General features: G+C 71.0%; 14 protein-coding genes. 9 read left to right on the top strand and 5 right to left on the bottom strand.

All coding sequences use genetic code 11. The annotated features are described in order from the left end of the window. Positions 1–6: 6 nt before the first annotated feature. Genes BIU89_RS06060 through BIU89_RS06050 form a run of 3 tightly spaced genes read right to left on the bottom strand, consistent with a single transcriptional unit; the run spans position 7 to position 3492 of the window. On the bottom strand, positions 7–744 hold the full coding sequence (locus BIU89_RS06060) for a copper homeostasis protein CutC (RefSeq protein WP_071245156.1): 738 nt from the start codon (positions 742–744) through the stop codon (positions 7–9). Further along, positions 741–2315, bottom strand: a complete 1575-nt coding sequence (locus BIU89_RS06055; RefSeq protein WP_139178826.1) for a M81 family metallopeptidase — start codon at positions 2313–2315, stop codon at positions 741–743. Before BIU89_RS06055 ends, BIU89_RS06060 begins: the two co-directional genes overlap by 4 nt. After that, positions 2308–3492 (bottom strand): ROK family protein, encoded by a 1185-nt coding sequence (locus tag BIU89_RS06050; RefSeq protein ID WP_083404204.1) that lies wholly within the window; start codon positions 3490–3492, stop codon positions 2308–2310. Before BIU89_RS06050 ends, BIU89_RS06055 begins: the two co-directional genes overlap by 8 nt. Positions 3493–3719: 227 nt before the next feature. On the opposite strand from BIU89_RS06050, the gene BIU89_RS06045 reads away from it, so the two are divergent. The 5 genes from BIU89_RS06045 (at position 3720) to BIU89_RS06025 (ending at position 10061) form a co-directional block, all read left to right on the top strand. Then, a complete protein-coding gene (locus BIU89_RS06045) occupies positions 3720–5513 on the top strand; it encodes a peptide ABC transporter substrate-binding protein (protein WP_071245152.1) in 1794 nt (597 codons plus the stop codon). Positions 5514–5606: 93 nt separating this feature from the next. Next, entirely contained in the window at positions 5607–6566 is a 960-nt protein-coding gene (locus tag BIU89_RS06040) for an ABC transporter permease (protein ID WP_027467218.1), read from the top strand. After that, positions 6563–7456 carry an ABC transporter permease gene (locus BIU89_RS06035; protein WP_027467217.1) on the top strand — a complete coding sequence of 298 codons (894 nt, stop codon included), beginning with the start codon at positions 6563–6565 and terminating at the stop codon, positions 7454–7456. Before BIU89_RS06040 ends, BIU89_RS06035 begins: the two co-directional genes overlap by 4 nt. Then, positions 7456–9141: a dipeptide ABC transporter ATP-binding protein gene (locus BIU89_RS06030; RefSeq protein ID WP_071245150.1), complete on the top strand. Its 1686-nt coding sequence runs from the start codon at positions 7456–7458 to the stop codon at positions 9139–9141. Before BIU89_RS06035 ends, BIU89_RS06030 begins: the two co-directional genes overlap by 1 nt. Beyond that, positions 9138–10061, top strand: coding sequence for an ROK family protein (locus BIU89_RS06025; protein ID WP_071245148.1), 924 nt, complete (start codon positions 9138–9140; stop codon positions 10059–10061). The genes BIU89_RS06030 and BIU89_RS06025 overlap by 4 nt, the downstream gene beginning before the upstream one ends. 15 nt (positions 10062–10076) lie before the next feature. Here the strand turns inward: BIU89_RS06025 and BIU89_RS06020 are convergent, their stop codons facing one another. Continuing rightward, positions 10077–10793 carry a hypothetical protein gene (locus BIU89_RS06020; protein ID WP_083404203.1) on the bottom strand — a complete coding sequence of 239 codons (717 nt, stop codon included), beginning with the start codon at positions 10791–10793 and terminating at the stop codon, positions 10077–10079. Between the two features lie 122 nt (positions 10794–10915). Between BIU89_RS06020 and BIU89_RS06015 the strand changes: the two genes are divergently transcribed. From BIU89_RS06015 to BIU89_RS06005, 3 genes are all read left to right on the top strand, one after another. Then, on the top strand, positions 10916–12202 hold the full coding sequence (locus tag BIU89_RS06015) for a HupE/UreJ family protein (RefSeq protein WP_139178824.1): 1287 nt from the start codon (positions 10916–10918) through the stop codon (positions 12200–12202). Positions 12203–12340: 138 nt separating this feature from the next. Then, positions 12341–14476: an Ig-like domain repeat protein gene (locus BIU89_RS06010; RefSeq protein WP_083404202.1), complete on the top strand. Its 2136-nt coding sequence runs from the start codon at positions 12341–12343 to the stop codon at positions 14474–14476. A 337-nt stretch (positions 14477–14813) separates the two neighbouring features. After that, on the top strand, positions 14814–16064 hold the full coding sequence (locus BIU89_RS06005; RefSeq protein ID WP_071245144.1) for an ice-binding family protein: 1251 nt from the start codon (positions 14814–14816) through the stop codon (positions 16062–16064). Between the two features lie 195 nt (positions 16065–16259). On the opposite strand, the gene BIU89_RS06000 is transcribed toward BIU89_RS06005, so the two are convergent. Further along, entirely contained in the window at positions 16260–16997 is a 738-nt protein-coding gene (locus tag BIU89_RS06000; protein ID WP_071245143.1) for a GAF and ANTAR domain-containing protein, read from the bottom strand. 164 nt (positions 16998–17161) lie between these two features. Here BIU89_RS06000 and BIU89_RS05995 point away from each other — a divergent pair. Next, positions 17162–18180: fatty acid desaturase family protein (locus BIU89_RS05995; RefSeq protein WP_071245142.1), on the top strand; the 1019-nt coding region annotated here is incomplete at its 3' end.

The following is an 18180-nucleotide window of genomic DNA, read 5'->3' as shown; positions in this document are numbered from 1 at the left end:
AACGACTCAGGCGTCGAGCGCGCGCCGTGCGGCCGCGACGACCTCGGCGTCGGTGACGAAGTGCGCGGAGCCGTCGTCCCCGGCGCCCATCGGCACCCCGGCGTGCGTGCTGTCCGCGGCCGGACGCTTGGCCGACAGGTGCACGGCGGCGGCGCCGGTGGCGAGCAGCGCGCGGACGTCGGCGGGGGTGACCCCTGCGCCGGCCATCACCTGCACGGGCCCGGCGGCCTCGACCATGCGCGCGATCGTCTCGGCGCCGGCGACCGCGGTGGGGGCGGCGCCCGAGGTCAGGACGCGGGTGAACCCGAGCGCCGCGAGCGACCCGGCAGCGGCGACGGGGTCGGTCGCGTGGTCGATCGCGCGGTGCAGGGTGACCTCGGCCGTCGCGCTGACGGAGCGGGCGGCGTCCACGAAGCGGCGGAGGGCGTCCTCGTCCAGGGTCCGGTCGGGGCGCAGGGCACCGACCACGACGCCGGCGGCCCCGGAGCGCAGGACCGTGCGGACCTCGCGCACCATGAGCTCGACCTCGTCGGGGGAGTGCACGAACCCACCCGGGCGGCAGCGGACCAGCGCGTGCGCCGGGATCCCGGTCTCGTGGGTCGTCTCGACCAGGGCCTGCGACGGGGTGAGCCCGCCGAGCTCGAGCCCGACGCAGAGTTCGACGCGGTCGGCGCCGCCGTCCCGCGCGGTGATCGCACCCGCCGGTGAGGTGACGGCGATCTCGAGTGCGGCGGTGGTGCTCATGCAGGGGCTCCGAGCGGTTCGTTGGAGGCGGGGACGATGCGGGCGCGGAGGTCCGGTGCCGTCGGGAACACTCGATCGTAGGGGAACATCGGGCGCTCGATCCTGTGGTGCCCGAGGCGCAGCAGGTCCTGGTCGACTCCGCCCGGGGTGAGGGCGAGCATCCAGTCGGCGGACATGTCGAACAGCTCCGGTTCGAGGTACCCGATCTTCACGATGACGACGTCCGCCTGCCGCGGGGCCAGGTCGAGATCGGTGAAGTCGTGCTCGTGGTGGTACGGCTTCCGCAGCTTCGTCAGGATCGCGAAGACGCTGCCGACCTGCAGCACGACCTCGGTCTCGGCGTCGCGGTCACCGTGCTTGATCGCGTGCACCCGGCCGGTCATCGTGATCGGGCCCGCGTGCACGTGGTCGACCTCGGCACCGGCGGTCACGGTGATCGTCGCACCGACGCCGGCGTCCACCGCCGCGGCGACGGCGGCCGGTCCGGGCACGCTCGCGTAGATGACGGTCGGGCCGGACGGGTCCTGGAACTCCGGGCGGGCGAGCACCTGCGTCAGGCTCCAGGTCATGTCGCCGGAGCCGCCGGCCGTGGGGTTGTCGCCCGAGTCCGAGACGAAGTACGGCTTCGCGGCACCCGGGGCGAGCGCGGCGTCGAGGCACTCCTCGAACGTGCCGGTGGGGGCGACGAACACGAAGTCCTCGCGGACGTCCCAGAACGCACGTGCGAGCCGCTCGGCACCGGCGGCGACGGCGGCCTCGTCCCACCCGGTGACGACGGTGACGGCCTGGTCGCGGGGCTGGTCGGCCCACGCGTACCCGACCCAGATCGCGGCGTCGAGCACGCCCTCGGTCTGCTCGACGACCGGGACCTGCGCGTACAGGGACTTCGCCGGCTCGAGACGGGTCGAGGTCTGCTCGCCCGGCAGCAGGACGGGGATCGGGATCCAGGCCTTCACGGGTCGCTGCGCACCGACGGGTCGTTCGGTGAGCACGTCGACGAGGTTCCGGACGGCACGCTCCTTCGTCTCGAGGGTGTCCTCGTGCGGGGCCATCCGGTAGCAGGTGACGAGGTCGACCCGGTGGGCGAGCTCGCGCGTGACGTTGCCGTGCAGGTCCATCGAGGCGGACACGATGACGTCTGGGCCGACGACCGCGCGGATGCGGCCGAGCAGGTCCGTCTCGGCGTCGTCGAGCCCCTCGACCACCATCGCGCCGTGGATGTCGTACCAGAGCCCGTCGACCGGACCCATCGCACGCAGCCGCTCCACGATCTCGTCGGCCAGGGTTTCGTACGACGCCCGGTCGACGATCCCGCCGGGCAGCGCGTGCCCGATGAGCGCCCCGCGGAAGTCCGCCCGGTCAGCCATGGTCGCCAGGAACGGGTAGCGGGCGACGGCCTCGTCCCCGCGGTCCGGGTGGAACGCGGGCGCGTGGGTCCGGGTCGGCGTGAACGTCGACGTCTCGATGGCGAGCCCGGCGATGGCGATGACCGGGCGACGGACGCCAGCGGCGCCAGCGGTGCTGGCTGCGGCGACGGGGACGGCTGGGTTGACGGGACCGGTCTCAGACACGGACGCTCCTGTTCCTGGTGGTGGACTGGGGGATGGGCGCGGAGAGCTCCTCGAGCGAGGCGGCGAGGCCCCGCTGCAGCGCGAACTGCCCGGCGCCGACGAGCCCGGCATCGGCGCCGAGCGACACCGGCTCGATGGCCAGGTGCTGGGTCATCAACGGGTGGCAGCTCTCGTAGAGCTGGCTCCGCACGGCGGCGATGAACGGGTCGAGGGTCGACAGGATGCCGCCCAGGTACACGGCGTCCGGGTTGAAGAAGTTCACGTTGGCGGCGAGCACCTCGCCCAGGTACTTGCCCGCCATCCGCACGGCACGGGTGGCCTCGGGGTGCGCGTCCGAGGCGAGCCGGACGACGTCGGCGGTCGAGGCGACGTCGACCCCGGCGTTCGACAGGATCCGGACCAGGGCGGCACCGGACGCCACCGTCTCGAGGCATCCGGTGTTGCCGCACGAGCACGGGGTGTCCCCGGCGGCGTCGATCCGCACGTGGGTGATGTCCCCGGCGGCCCCGGTCGACCCGCGGTAGAGCCGGCCGTCGATGACGATGCCCGCGCCGATCGCCGACCCGGCCTTGATCGTGATGGTCTGGCGTCGAGCCGGGTCCTGCACGGTCTGCTCACCCGCCGCCATGCAGTTCGCGTCGTTGTCGACGATCGCCGGCAGGCCGAACCGGTCGCTCAGCCACGCGGCCACGGGGAACCCGTTCCACCCCGGCATCCGGCTCGGCAGGTCCACGACGCCGGCGACGACGTCGACGGGCCCGGGCAGGCTGAGCCCGACGCCCCGCAGCCCCTCGCGACCACGGTCGTCGGCGAGCCGCTCGAGCAGCGCGGCCAGGCGCTGGAGCCCGGCGGTCGGACCGTCGGAGAGCGCGAACGGGACGTTCGCGACCGACTCGAGCGCGCCTCCTGGCAGGACGACGCCGATGCGCGCGTGCCCGCCGCCGACGTCCGCGGCGACCGCGTACTCGTCGACGCCGCCGATGCGGAGCACCTTGCGGGGACGGCCGCCGGTCGAGACGTCCGTGCCTTCCTCGGCGAGGATCCCGTGCTCCAGGAGCTGGCCGACGACGTGCGAGACGGTCGAGGGGGCGGCTCCGAGCACCTTCGCGATCTCGGTCCGGCTGGCGGCCTGCCCCGAGGCGACGAGCTCGAGGACGCGGGCGCTGAGATCGGCCACGACTTTCTCCAATCCGGGCGGAACGGGAGCGGAACACCGGTCGGTGGTCCGTTCTGCCGCGAGCCTACGGGGCGGATCGAGCGGTCCACCCTTTCGTCCGTTCCGCAGTAACGCAGTTTTTACATCGAGATGTTTGTTTTTCCAATCGCTTTGGTCCTTGACTGTCCTCGTGCCGCTCGGCACCCGTGCTCCACCTCCCCGAAGTCCCTCGCACAAGGAGACACCGCATGTCCAAGCCCCGTCGCTGGGCGCTCCTCACCGGAGCTGCGATCGCCGTGAGCGCGCTGCTCGCCGGCTGTTCCGGAGGCGGCAACGCCTCGCAGGGATCGACCGACGAGATCGACTACGCGCTCCCCGCCAACTTCACGCCGAACTGGATCCTGCCGATCGGCACCGCCGCGCACCTCAACACGAACAACGGCTCCATCGCCCAGTCGCTGTACGAGCCGCTCGTCGCGTACGACGGCTCCACCGGCAAGATCGCGTGGAACAAGGCCGGCTCCGTCGCCACCGATGCGGAGTTCGCCGACGACGGCAAGAGCGTCACCATGACGCTCGGCGACCGACACTGGTCGGACGGCGAGGCGATCACGAGCCGCGACGTCGGGTTCTGGTTCAACCTGATCAAGGCGAACAAGGACCAGTGGGGCTCGTACTCCAAGGGCAAGGCACCCGACAACTGGACGTCGTTCAAGGCCGTCGACGACACGCACTTCACCATCACGTTCGACAAGGCCTACAACTCGGACTGGATGCTCGCCAACCAGCTGAGCCACATCATCCCGCTGCCCCAGCACGCCTGGGACAAGACCAGCGCGACCGCGAAGGTGACCGACGCCGACGAGACCACCGCCGGCGCGAAGCAGGTGTGGAAGTACCTCAACACCGCCGCCGGCAAGATCTCCGACTACGCCACCGACGACCTGTGGAAGACCATCTCCGGCCCGTACGGCGTCAAGACCTTCACCACGGCCGGCAAGGTCACCCTGACGGCGAACAAGAAGTACGACGGTGGTGAGAAGCCGTCGATCACGACGGTCAACCTGCTGCCCTTCACCACGGCCGACGCCGAGGTGAACGCAGTCCGCTCGGGCGAGGTCGACTACGGGTACATCAACGCCACTGACATGGACCAGAAGTCGTCCTTCACCGGGAAGGGCTACGAGGTCGAGCCGTGGACCGGCTGGGCCATCACGTACATGCCGTACAACTTCAACAACCCGACGATGGGCGCCGTCTTCAAGCAGCTGTACGCCCGTCAGGCCGTCCAGATGTCGATCGACCAGAAGTCGCTGTCGAAGGTCGTCTTCAACGGCACCGCCACCTCGACGTACGGTCCGATCCCGCAGGCCCAGGAGTCCGACTACGTCTCCGACGTGCAGAAGTCGAACCCGTACCCGTTCAGCACCTCGAAGGCCAAGGACCTGCTGACGAGCCACGGTTGGAAGGAGCAGGGCGGCACGATGGTCTGCACCGACCCGGGCACGTCCGCCAGCCAGTGCGGCGAGGGCGTCGAGCAGGGCACGAAGTTCTCGATGCAGGTGCTGTCGCAGTCCGGCTCGACCGTGACCGACAACATGATGAGCGCGATCCAGTCGTCGCTCGCGAAGACCGGTATCGACTTCACCATCAAGACCGCACCGGTGTCGAGCGTGCTGTCGCAGACCCCGACCTGCACCTCGGACGAGGCCAGCTGCGACTGGGACCTGTCGTTCTTCGGCACCGCGGGCAGCTGGTACTTCCCGGCCTACCCGACCGGTGAGTCGCTGTTCCAGACCGGCGGTTCGGCGAACTTCGGCAGCTACTCCAACAAGGAGGTCGACTCCCTGATCGACGCGACCACCACCTCGACCGACGCCACCGCCGTGCAGGACTACAGCGCAGCGGTCGCGAAGGACCTGCCGGTGATCTGGCTGCCGAGCCCCGATTACCAGATCTCGGTCGTCAAGAAGGGCCTGTCCGGCTTCGACCAGGACTCGCTCGCCAACTTCCACCCGGCCCAGTGGAAGTGGAACAAGTAAGACCGTGACCACGGATGGGAGGCGCGGTGCGCGTCCGACGCGCACCGCGCCTCCCGTCCCTCGCACGTCTCCAATCCGACCATCGGAAGCCGCATGACCACAGCTCTCTACCTCACCAGGCGCGTCCTGCAGGCGCTCGCGGTGATCCTCATCGTCACCGTCGTGGTGTTCTGCCTGCTGCACGCGCTGCCCGGCGGCCCCGCCCGCGGCGTGCTCGGCGTCTCCGCGACCCCGACGCAGATCGCCCAGTTCAACCAGGCGCAGGGGCTCGACCAGCCGCTGCCCGTGCAGTACCTGCGGTTCCTCGGTCGTCTGCTGACCGGCGACCTCGGCACCTCGTACACGCTCAACGAGCCGGTCTCGCAGCTCATCGCCGAGCGCCTGCCGAAGACCCTCGTGCTCACCGGCATCTCCGCGGTGCTCGGACTCGTCGTCGCGATCCCGGTCGGGATGCTCCAGGCGGCCCGCCGGAACGGTGCGGTCGACTACGCGGCCACCGCCCTGGCGTTCGTCTTCTACTCGACGCCGGCGTTCTTCCTCGGCCTCGTCCTGATCATCGTCTTCAGCCAGCAGCTGCCGTGGCTGCCGTCCCAGGCCCCGAGCGGCACCACCCTCGCCGAGGTGTTCCAGGACCCCGCCGGACTCGTGCTGCCCGTGGTGACCGGAGCCCTCGCGATGATCGCGGTGTTCAGTCGGTACATGCGCGCCTCGACGCTCGAGAACCTGCAGGAGGACTACGTCCGCACCGCCCGTGCCGGCGGCGCCTCGACCGCGACGATCCTGCGACGGCACGTGTTCCGGAACTCGCTGACCCCGGTCGTCGCGATGCTCGGGTACTACCTGCCGGTGCTGTTCGGCGGCGCCCTGGTGACCGAGCAGCTGTTCAACTACCCCGGCATGGGGCTGCTGTTCTGGAACGCCGCACAGTCCTCCGACTACCCGACGCTGCTCGGCTGCGTGCTCGTCATCTCCATCGCGACCGTCATCGGCACCCTGCTCGCCGACGTCGCACAGTCCTTGATCGATCCCAGAGTGAAGGCGAGCCGCGCATGACCGCCGTCCAGATGGCCCCCGAAGCCCCTGGTGCCCCCGTCACCGTCGCGGCCACCGGGTTCCGGCTCGCCGCCCGACGCTTCCGGGGCAACACCCTCGCCGTGATCGGCCTCGCCCTGATCGTCGTCATCGTGCTGTTCTGCTTCGTCGGCCCGTTCGTGTACCCGACCGACCAGACCCACACGCTGCTCGAGCAGGCCAACCAGGGCCCGAGTGCCGCGCACTGGCTCGGCACCGACGCCGTCGGCCACGACGTCCTCGGCCGCCTGATGTACGGCGGCAAGGTCTCCCTGATGGTCGGCATCGCCGCCGGGGTCCTGGCCACCGTCGTCGGCACGCTGTGGGGTTCCGTCGCCGGGTACGTCGGCGGCTGGGTCGACGCCCTGATGATGCGCGTCGTCGACGCCGGCATCGCGATCCCCGCCCTGTTCATCCTGCTCGTCATCTCGGCGATCACGAACCCCGGGGTCGGCGGCCTCATCGTCATCCTCGGCCTGGTGTCGTGGCTCGTGCCGTCCCGCCTGATCCGCGCCGAGACCCTGACGCTCAAGAACCGCGACTACGTCCTGACACTGCGCGCGATCGGCGGCTCGCACGCCCGCGCGATCGGCAAGCACCTGCTGCCGAACTCGGTGTCGACGATCGTCGTCGCGGCGACGTTCCAGGTCGCCGACGCGATCCTGCTGGTCGCCTACGTCTCGTACCTCGGGCTCGGCGTGCAGCCGCCCGCGACGGACTGGGGCGGCATGCTCTCGGCGGGTCTCACCGCCGCCTACTCCGGACGCTGGTGGCTCATCGTGCCGCCGGGTCTGGCCGTGATCCTGGTCGTATGCGCGTTCAACGCGGTGGGCGACGGACTGCGGGACGCCTTCGACGTACGGGGCCGCTGATGACGACCGAACCGATCCTGCGGACGACCGACCTCGGCGTCTCCTTCAGCACCGAATCCGGCACCGTCGACGCCGTGCGGGGGGTGTCCCTGTCGGTCGCTCCCGGCGAGACCCTCGCCCTGGTCGGCGAGTCCGGCTCCGGCAAGTCGACCGTCGCCCTCGCCGCGATGGGCCTGCTCTCCGGCAACGCGACAGCATCGGGCAGCGCCGTCGTCGCCGGCCACGAGGTCGTCGGCGCCGGCGAACCCGCGCTCCGGGCGCTGCGCGGCTCGACCGTCTCGATGGTCTTCCAGGAGCCCGCGACCGCCCTCGACCCGCTCACCCGCGTCGGTGCCCAGATCGCCGAGGTGATCCGGAACCACCGGGACGTCTCCGCGTCCGCCGCCGCGGCCGAGGCCGTCGACCTGCTCCGTCGCGTCGGCATCCCCGACCCCGAGTCGCGCACCCGGTCGTTCCCGTTCCAGCTGTCGGGTGGGCAGCGCCAGCGCGTGGTCATCGCGATGGCGATCGCGAACGCGCCGAAGCTGCTCATCGCGGACGAGCCGACCACGGCCCTCGACGTGACCGTGCAGGCCGAGATCCTCGAGCTCCTCCGTGCGCTCGCCGCCGAGACCGGCACCGGTGTGCTGCTCGTCACGCACAACATGGGTGTCGTCGCGGACTTCGCCGATCGGGTCGCGGTGATGCTCCAGGGCGAGATCGTCGAGACCGGCGGGGTCGAGGACGTCCTGCTCCGCCCCGAGCACGAGTACACCAAGCGGCTGCTCGCCGCGGTGCCGCGGCTCGACGTGGCGGGCGATCGTCCGTCGGCGCCCGTCGCGGACACACAGACCGAGACGGCCGGGAGGCCCGGTGCGGCCCCGGTGGTCGACCTGCGGGACGTCTCGGTGACGTTCGGGCGCGGGGCGCGCGCCGTCCACGCGCTCGCGGGCATCGACATCGCGGTGCACGCCGGTGAGACCGTCGGCCTGGTCGGCGAGTCCGGCTCCGGCAAGTCGACCGCGGCCCGGGTGGCGCTCGGGCTCATCAAGCCGACGTCCGGCACGGTGTCGCTGTTCGGGCAGGACCTGCGGACCGCGAAGGGGCGTGACCGTCGTGCCCTCCGCTCCGGCATCGGCGTCGTGCTGCAGGACCCGGTGGCGTCCCTCGACGCCCGGATGTCCGTGGCCGAGTGCATCGCGGAACCCCTCGCCGTGCACCGGCGCGGGATGTCCTCGGCCGACCGCCGTCGCCGGATCGACGAGGTGCTCGACGCCGTCCGACTGCCGCGGACCCTGGCGTCCCGTGCCCCGCGCGAGCTCTCCGGCGGGCAGCGCCAGCGGGTCTCGCTCGCCCGGGCGCTGGTGCTCGAACCGCGGTTGCTCGTCGCCGACGAACCGACCTCGGCGCTCGACGTCAGCGTGCAGGAGACCGTGCTCGAGGTCCTCGGCGAGCTGCAGGACGACCTGGGGTTCGCGTGTCTGTTCGTCTCGCACGACCTGGCCGTCGTGCAGCACTTCGCCGAGCGCGTCGTGGTGATGCGCTCGGGCGTCGTCGAGGAGCAGGGCACCACCGGCACGACCCTCCTGCACCCCACCACCGACTACACCCGGCGGTTGCTCGCCGCGGTACCGGTGCCCGACCCCGTGCTGCAACGGCAGCGTCGGACGGAGCGCCTCGCCTCGCTCGCGGCGGTGACCGCGTGACCCGGGTCCTGGCCGGGGTCGACGTCGGCGGCACCAACACGAAGGTCGTCCTGACCACGCCCGACCTCGAGGTCATCGACCGCCTCGACCTGCCGACGCCCGCCCATGCGGGCGGGGCGGCGATCGTGACGGCCGCACTCGGGGCCGTGACGGGTCTGCTCGAGACGCACCGGGCCTCCTTGGCGGGTGTCGGGGTGGGCGCAGCCGGCGTCGTCGACCGGACCACGGGGACCGTCCTGGTCACCGGCAACTCGTTCACCGGCTGGGCCGGGTACGGCGTGACCCGGGCGGTGACGAACGCCCTCGGCGTCCCCGCGACCCTCGACAACGACGTGAACGCGTTCCTGCTCGGCGAGATCGCCACCGGCGCGGTCGTGGGGGAGTCCGACGTGCTCGGGATGACCCTCGGCACCGGCGTCGGCGGCGCGCTCGTGCTCGACGGACGGCTCTTCGCCGGCCCACGCGGTGCCGCCGGTGAGATCGGCCACGTCCCCGGCTTCGGCGATGCCCGGTGCACCTGCGGACAGACCGGGCACCTGGAGACCATCGCGGGCGCACGCGGCATCGCCGACCGCTACGCCGAGCGCTCCGGCCGGATGCTCTCGGCACGGGACGTCGCCGTCGCCGCACGCGGCGGGGACGCCGACGCGGCCGCCGTCTTCACCGCCGCTGGGTGGGGCCTGGCCCGTGCCGCACTGCTGACCGCGGGGATCCTCGACGTCACGACCGTCCTGATCGGCGGGGGGATCGCACGGTCCTGGGACCTGCTCGAACCGGCCATCACGGCGGCGATCGCCGCGGAACCGCCGGTCAGCGGGGCGACGATCCGGCTCGCACAGTCGACGCTCGGGTCCGACGCCGTCGCACTCGGGGCGGCGGCGCAGGTGCGAGCGCGCGTGCTGGAGCCGGAGACCGCGTAGCGGGGGAGCGCCCGGTCAGGGCACCCAGACGACGATGCCGCGCAGGTCGTGGAGCACGGCGGCGAGCCCGGCGCGCAGACCACGGGCCGCGCGGTCCTCGGTGAAGGTCTCGGGGTCGTAGTGGCTCGACGGGCCGAGGCCTTCGCCGCGGAACCCGCCGCCCGTCCAGTCCGCCGCCGTGACGTTCGACGTCGGCTCGGCGATCTCGGCACCGACGACCAGGAACTGCTGGTGGAGCGCGGTCGGCGAGACGGCCGCGAGCGGGTCGACCATGTGGTTGCCGACGGTGATGACCAGGTCGGGCTCGGCGTCGACGGCGCGCAGGACCGCGGCGATGCGGTCGTCGGCGTCCTTCGCCGAGACGGGGGTGACGGTGACGTCCTCGTCCGCGGCCCACGACTCGACGGCGTCGAGCAGGGTCCGGGTCGGGGCGTCGGCGGCGTCAGCGGCGTCGGAGAGCAGCACGACGTCGTAGCCGGCGGGGGCGTGCACACCGGACCACGAACCGGGCTCCGGGTGGATGGTGGCCTCGGGAGCCGGCGGCTGGTCGGGGTCGGAGAACCCGGCGCCCAGGACCCCTGCCGAGGCGTGCGCCGACGCGGTCGCCGTCGGGCCGGTGCCGCCGGTGGTGCCGTCTGACGCCCCGGAGCAGCCGGCCAGCAGGACGGCGCCGGCACCCGCGAGGGCGACGGCGGTCAACAGGACGGTCGTCCGGGTGGCGAGGCGGGGCACGGAACCATGCAAGCACGCCCGCCGGCCGCCCCGGGCCGGGCGGGGGACCTGTCCAACACCCGTCCCGTTGCTGGTCACCGGCTGTTCACCTGCCGGTCGCCTGCGGGCCGGATCGTCTGCGCGTGCCCTCCGGAACCACCGCCGCGCTCCTGCGCGCCCGCCCTGCCCACTCGTCTCCCGCGTCCGCGCTCGTCGCACGGGTCGTCGCCGCGCTCGTGCTGCTCGGGGTGGTCGTGATCGGTGTGCTCGCGGGCGCGGCACCGGCATCGGCGCACGGGTTCAGCTCGGTGGTCTACGCCGACGTCACGTCCACGAAGCCGACGGTCGTGCAGGCGAAGCTCGGGCTCGAGTACGACCTGATGCTCGTCTCGGTGGCCACGAGCGAGCACGACGACGCGCTGCACGAGCAGGGGCAGAAGGCCTGGGACGACGGGGACTTCCCCGGGATGGTGACGGCTGCCGAGGCGCACACCGACGCGATCGGGAAGTACGTGTTCGACCGCTTCACGGTGACCGGAGCCGGCGGGCAGGCCTGCACGGGCACGCTCGACGACGCCGTCACGGTCGACCTGCAGGACGAGGTGCCGTACGCCCACGTGACCGCGGACTTCACGTGCCCCGAACCGTCCGAGACGCAGTCCGGGCACGTGGTGTCGTCCGAGCTGTTCCCGGACGACGAGACCTTCGTGCGCGACACCAAGACGATCGTCACCTACGACGTCGACGACCGGACGGGTTCGGCCACCCTCGACGCCTCGCAGCGCACGTTCTCGACCGAGCAGTCGGCGGGGGAGCGCTTCTGGGAGTTCTTCCGTCTCGGCGCCGAGCACCTGCTGACCGGGATCGACCACATCCTGTTCCTCGTGGCGCTCATCGCCGGGTCGCGTCGACTGCGCGAGGTCGTCTACACGGCGTCCGCGTTCACGATCGCCCACTCGATCACGTTCATCCTCGCCGCCCTCGGAGTGGTCAGCCCGCCCGCGATCGTCGTGGAGCCGCTCATCGCCCTGTCGATCGCCGCGGTCGCCGGCTGGTACCTGTGGCGGCTCTGGCGTCGTCGATCTCGGGCCGACGAGCTGGTGGTCGGCGAGCACGGACACTTTTCGCTCGACCGCGCCGGGTGGACCCGCCTGGCCGTCGTCTTCGCGTTCGGGCTCATCCACGGGCTCGGGTTCGCCGGGGCGCTGGGCATCCACGAGGCGTTCTCGTGGCAGCTGCTCGTCTCGCTCCTCATCTTCAACGTCGGGATCGAGGCCGTGCAGCTCGCGATCATCGTCATCGTGTTCCCGCCGCTCGCACTGCTGCGGCGGAAGGCGCACCGGGTGTCGCTCTGGGTGACGGGTGCCGTGACCGCCGGCGTGTTCGTGATGGGGATGATCTGGTTCGTCGAACGGCTGGCTGCGGGCTGACGCTCGCCGTGGACCCGCTGACAGGTCGAGCTCGTTCCTGAACGGCGACGAACTGTCACTCAGCGTTTACCAAGACGTTTTGCAGTGCATGCAGAGTCTTCCGTGCTGCACCATCCCACGTCTGAGAAACGGACCCACATGAGTCTCCTGTCCGGCGCCCCTACCCGGCGCAGAACCACCACCCTCCGCGTCTGCGGAGCCGTCCTCGGGGCGGCGCTCATCGCCGGTGCCTCGATGGTCGGGACGAACGCCGCCACCGCTGCGACGAACACCCCCACCACCAACATCTCGACCGGTGGCCCGATCCACGTCCTGCTCGGCGTCGGCGCGACCGAGAGCCAGCGCATCGCCTCGTGGTACTTCCCCACGAACGTCGCGCAGTCGCTCGAGATCCAGAAGACCGCGTCCATGACGGACGGGGTCTTCACCGACGCCAAGCAGACGATCGCCGCCTCGGAGGCCGCGAACACCGCGGCCGACACGAGCGCGACCGACTCGAACACCAAGAGCATCCCCGGCATCGCCGCCGAGTCGGGCTACATCAACGCCCACGCGACCATCTCGGCCCTCGAGCCGAACACCTCGTACACGTACCACGTCGGTGCGGCGGACGGTTCGGCCTGGTCCGCGTCGTACACCTTCACCACGAAGAGCTTCTCCGGCGACTTCGACTTCCTGTTCTTCGGCGACCCGCAGATCGGCTCGTCGGGCTTCACCGACGACGACGGTGCCGGCTGGGCGGACACGCTCAAGTACGCCACGTCGACCGAGCCGGACGCCGAGCTCCTGGTCTCCGGTGGCGACCAGGTCGAGCACGCCAACAACGAGTACGAGTGGGGTGCGTTCGCCGACAGCAGCGACGTGCTGAAGCGCTACCCGTGGGCGTCGACCATCGGCAACCACGACGTGGGCGGCAAGGCCTACGAGCAGCACAACCAGGTGCCGAACTCCCTGAAGGTGCCGGACTTCTACCCGGGCGGCAACACGACCGCGAACTCGGGTGGCGACTACTGGTACATGTACAAGGGCGTCCTGTTCATCGACATCAACTCGAACGCCTACGCGGCCGGTTCGGACGCTGCCCACGTGAACTACGTGCGCGACGTCATCACCCGTCACGGCGACGACGCGAAGTGGACCACGCTGGTCTACCACCACTCGATCTACTCGCCCGCCGACCACGCGAACGACCGTGACAACCAGCAGCGCCGGTTCGACTTCACGCGCTCGTTCTCGGACATGGGCGTCGACCTCGTCCTGCAGGGCCACGACCACTCCTACTCGCGCAGCTACGCGATCAAGAACGGCAAGAAGGCCAACGTCAACGAGCAGCCCGCTGCTCCCGACGTCTTCTCCGGCCCCGGCGGCGTCATCTACATGACGGCGAACTCGGCCTCGGGCTCGAAGTACTACGACCTCACCGCCCCGGACGCCACCCAGGGCGGCTACGGCTCGGACCCGCTCGACCCGACGGGTCAGCGACACTTCGCCAACTCGGTCGAGAACCAGGAGCACGTCCGCACCTTCGTGAAGGTCTCGGTCACCGACGACAAGCTCGCCGTCGAGAACATCCGTGCCAGCGACTGCACGACGCTCAACTCGGCGGTGCAGCACGGCAAGGTCGACAGCTGCGGCGTGACGCTCCAGCCGACGGCCACGGCCGACCCGGCTGCGATCGGTTCGACGGTCGACAAGTTCAACCTGCACGCCACGCTGCCGAAGACGACCACCACGCTCGCGGTGTCGGCTGCGACGCAGACGTACCGCACCAAGACGCCCGTCACGGTCACCGCGACCATCGGCGGCGGGGTCGGTGCCCAGCAGGGCACCGTGACCTTCCGTGACGGCAAGACGGTGCTCGGGACCGCTCCGGTGAAGAACGGCACGGCCAGCATCACGCTGCCGAGCGCTCTCGCCATCGGCAAGCACTCGGTGACGGCCTCGTTCGTGAACGCCGACACGACCTACTCGGGCACGGACTCGACGACGGCCAAGGCGACGACGGTGACCGTCTCGAAGGCCCCGTCCCGTGCTGTCCTGCAGTACAGCGGCGGGAAGGCGAGCGTGCAGGTCGGCGCCACCGGCTTCCGCGTCGACGGCACCGTGCGGATCTACGAGGGCTCGAAGCGCCTCGCCGACGTCAAGGTGTCGCACGGCACGAACACCTCGGCGCTCAAGCTGAAGAAGGGCACGCACAAGCTGCACGCCGTCTTCCTCGGCACCTCCGAGATCGCCACGAGCACCAGCCCGACCATCACGGTCGTCATCAAGTAGCACCAGGCACGAGCAAGGGCCCCGCGATCCCGATCGCGGGGCCCTTCGCCGTGCGGCCGGGGGTGGGCGCCCTGTCCTACCCGGGACCGGCGCCGCACCGGCTGACGGGAGACCCGAACTCCCTACCCGGCCGCTGGTGAGAGCGACCGGTCAACCTGTGGTGAGCATGCGCCCACTGGCCGGGATCGCATAGACGGCCAGGTCAATTGCCAGGCTTTGAGCGAATGTTCAGACATTGCTAGGTAATTGCTCTGGGGAAGCGCATACTTCGAGCCACCGAGAATGCGCGCTCGTCGCCGACGTCACCCCGCCTCTCCTTGCAGGAAGAGGCCGGACCATGCAGGCTCGCCATCTCCGACGAAGTTCCCTCCTGGTCGTGTCGGCCGCCGCCGTCGCGCTGATCACCCTCGGCACCGGTGGTGGGGCATCGGCCGCCACGGTCATCGACGGCCCCGTCAACCTCGGCACCGCCTCGACCTACGGCGTCCTCGGCGCGAGCGCGGTCACGAACACCGGCCCCTCCGTGATCAACGGCGACCTCGGGTTGTCGCCGGGGACGTCCATCACCGGCTTCGGCGGCGCACCGAACGGCGTCGTCAACGGCACCACGCACCAGACCGACGCCGCAGCCGCACAGGCCCAGCGCGACACCACCACCGCGTACAACGTCGCCGCCTCGCTCTCCCCGACGCAGACCGGTCTGACCGAGCTGAACGGCCTCTCGCTCTCACCCGGCGTGTACTCCGGCGGCGCCCTCGCCCTGGCGAACAACGGTGCGCTGACCCTGGCCGGCAGTGCGAACTCCGTGTGGGTGTTCCAGGCCGCGTCGACCCTGACCATCGGGTCCGCCAGCCAGATCGTGATCACGGGCGGTGCCAGCTCGTGCAACGTGTTCTGGCAGGTCGGCAGCTCCGCGACCGTCGGCACCGGCGCCCAGTTCCAGGGCACCGTCCTGGCGCAGCAGTCCGTGACCGCCACCACCGGCGCGACCGTGCAGGGCAGACTGTTGGCCCGCACCGGCGCAGTGACCCTCGACACGAACACGATCACGGCATCGAACGGCTGCCCCGCGCCGGGCACCCCGTCCGAGTCGCCGACCATCACCTCGGGCACCCCGTCCGACGGCACCGTGGACGTGCCCTACTCGTCCACCGTGACCGCGACCGGCACCCCGAACCCGACCTTCACCGCCACGGGCCTGCCCGACGGCCTGACGATCGACAGCACCACCGGCGTCATCTCCGGCACCCCGACCACCCCAGGCACGTCGACCGTGACGATCACCGCGTCGAACGGGACCAGCCCGGACGACACCAGCGTCGTCACGATCACCGTCCGCGCCCCGGCCCCGGTGCCCACCGCGACGCCCACCCCGACGGCACCCGCAGTGGCACCCACCGGCACCCCGAGCGGCCCCGCGGGCGCCGGCGGTGGTGGCGGCGGCGGAACCGGCCAGCCCACCGGTGAGCTCGCGTTCACCGGCTCGGACCCGACCGTCCCGCTGAGCATCGCCGCCGCGCTGCTCGCCGCGGGTGCAACGCTCATGGTCCTGCTCCGTCGTCGCCGTCGCACCGTCGGCCGCATCTGATCCACCCGCACGTCCTCACGGCCCCGTGACCTTGGTCGCGGGGCCGTCTGCGTGCCGTCACCGGCCCTGCGGTCGGTCCACGTGCCCGATTGCATGGGGGGGCATGCCGACCGGTCGTGTCTTCGACGACGTGCCACGGGCCTCCCGGCTCGTCGAGGACGACCTGGTCGTTGCCGGGGCGTCCCGAGGGAACCCTCAGGACGCTCCGGCCCCGATGAGGTCGGCGAGCGGGACGTCGTCGCGTGCCACGGCTGCGGCGACCTGGCTCAGGGAGCGCTGGTGTGTGCGGGCGTAGCGACGGATCATGCCGAAGGCCTCCTCGACGTCGACCCCGGCCGCACGTGCGAGGTACCCCTTGGCCTGTTCGATGGCGACCCGGCTGTCGAGCGCGAGCTGGAGCTGCTCCGCGGTGAGCGTCGCGTGCTCGAGGGTCCGTTGCTGCAACAGGCTGATGGTTGCGACGTCGGCGAGGGCCTGCGCGGCTCGGGCGTCGGCACCGTTCAGCGCTCCCTCCGTCTCGCGGAACAGGTTCAGCGACCCGACGGTGGTGTCCCGCAGCCGGAGCGGGATGGCGTGGACGCCCGCGTAGCCGCGAGCCCTCGATGCCTCGGCGAACCGGGGCCAGTGCTGCCGCAGGTCGTCGGCGTTCTCCGAGGTCACCAGCCGGCCGGTGGTCACGGCGGTGATGCAGGGCCCCTCACCGGCGTTGAGCTGGAGCAGACCGATGAAACTGCTGCGCTCGCTCGTCGACGCGACGACGCGCAGCTCGTCCTGCTGGTCGAGCAGGTGGATCGCGCCCGCGGCGGCGTCGAACAACTCGACTGCCCGGTCGACCAGGGTCTGCAGGACGTCGACCACGTCGTAGTCCGCCACCAGGCTGTCGGTGAGGGTCACGAACGTCTCGACCAGTCGTGCTTCGCGTACCTCGGTCATGTGGAGCGGTCCTTCCGTCGAGCAGGCGGGACAACCGTAACCGAGCAGCGGACACGCGGACCTGTGGCTTGCACCCGGGAGCGCGGCGGCTCTAGCGTTGGAGCAGCTGCCCCAGACCCCGGCCGCCGGAACGTTCCGCCATTCCGATGACGACCAGGGAATCCATGACGACGCAGCACGCCGGTACCAGCCCGCAGCGGGAGACCAGCTCGAAACCCCTCGCCGGCGGCTACCGGAAGACCGGCTCTCCGGTCGGACCCCGGACCGGCGGCACCTCGTCCTACTCCGCACTGTTGGCGCAGGTGAAGGAAGCCGGGCTGCTCGAGCGCCGTCGGGGGTTCTACTGGGCGCTGTTCTCCGCGCTCGTCGTGGCGACGGCTGCGTGCTGGGTCGTGTTCGCGTTCCTGGGTGACTCGTGGTTCCAGTTGATCGTGGCCGGCGCGCTGGGCGTGCTGTTCACACAGTTCGCGTTCCTGTCGCACGAGGCTGCGCACCGTCAGGTGTTCGAGTCCCAGAAGTGGAACGACCGCGCGGGCCGCTGGCTCGGCACGTTCCTGGTGGGGCTGAGCTACTCGTGGTGGATGAACAAGCACACGCGTCACCACGGCAATCCGAACACCGTCGGCAAGGACCCGGACATCGCGCCGGACGCGATCCGGTTCCTGCCCGAGGACGCCGCCGCCGTGACGAACGGGCCGCTCCGGGTGTTCGTGCAGTACCAGGGCTGGTTGTTCTTCCCGTTGCTGACGCTCGAGGGGATCAACCTGCACCGGGCCGCCGTCATGTCGGTGCTCCGGGGCACCGGCGGCCGCAGCGACACCCGGGGGCGGGTCCTCGAGGGCATCCTGCTCGTGGCGCGTTTCGCGATCTACCTGACCGTGGTGTTCTGGTTCCTGCCGTTCGGGTTGGCGTGTGCGTTCCTCGGGGTGCAGCTGGCCGTGTTCGGCGTGATGATGGGCGCCTCGTTCGCCCCGAACCACAAGGGCATGCCGACCATCGCGCACGACGCGAAGGTCGACTTCTTCTCCCGCCAGGTGCGCACCTCGCGCAACATCCGTGGCGGCTGGTGGGTGTCGTTCCTGATGGGCGGGCTGAACTACCAGGTCGAGCACCACCTGTTCCCGTCGATGCCGCGTCCGGCGCTGAAGCAGGCCCGCCTGCTCGTCCGTGACCACTGCGACAC

Source organism: Curtobacterium sp. MCBA15_005, assembly GCF_001864855.1.
Lineage (GTDB): Bacteria > Actinomycetota > Actinomycetes > Actinomycetales > Microbacteriaceae > Curtobacterium > Curtobacterium flaccumfaciens.
The sequence above is the reverse complement of the archived record's forward strand: the minus strand, read 5'-3'. Positions and strand labels throughout refer to the sequence as shown.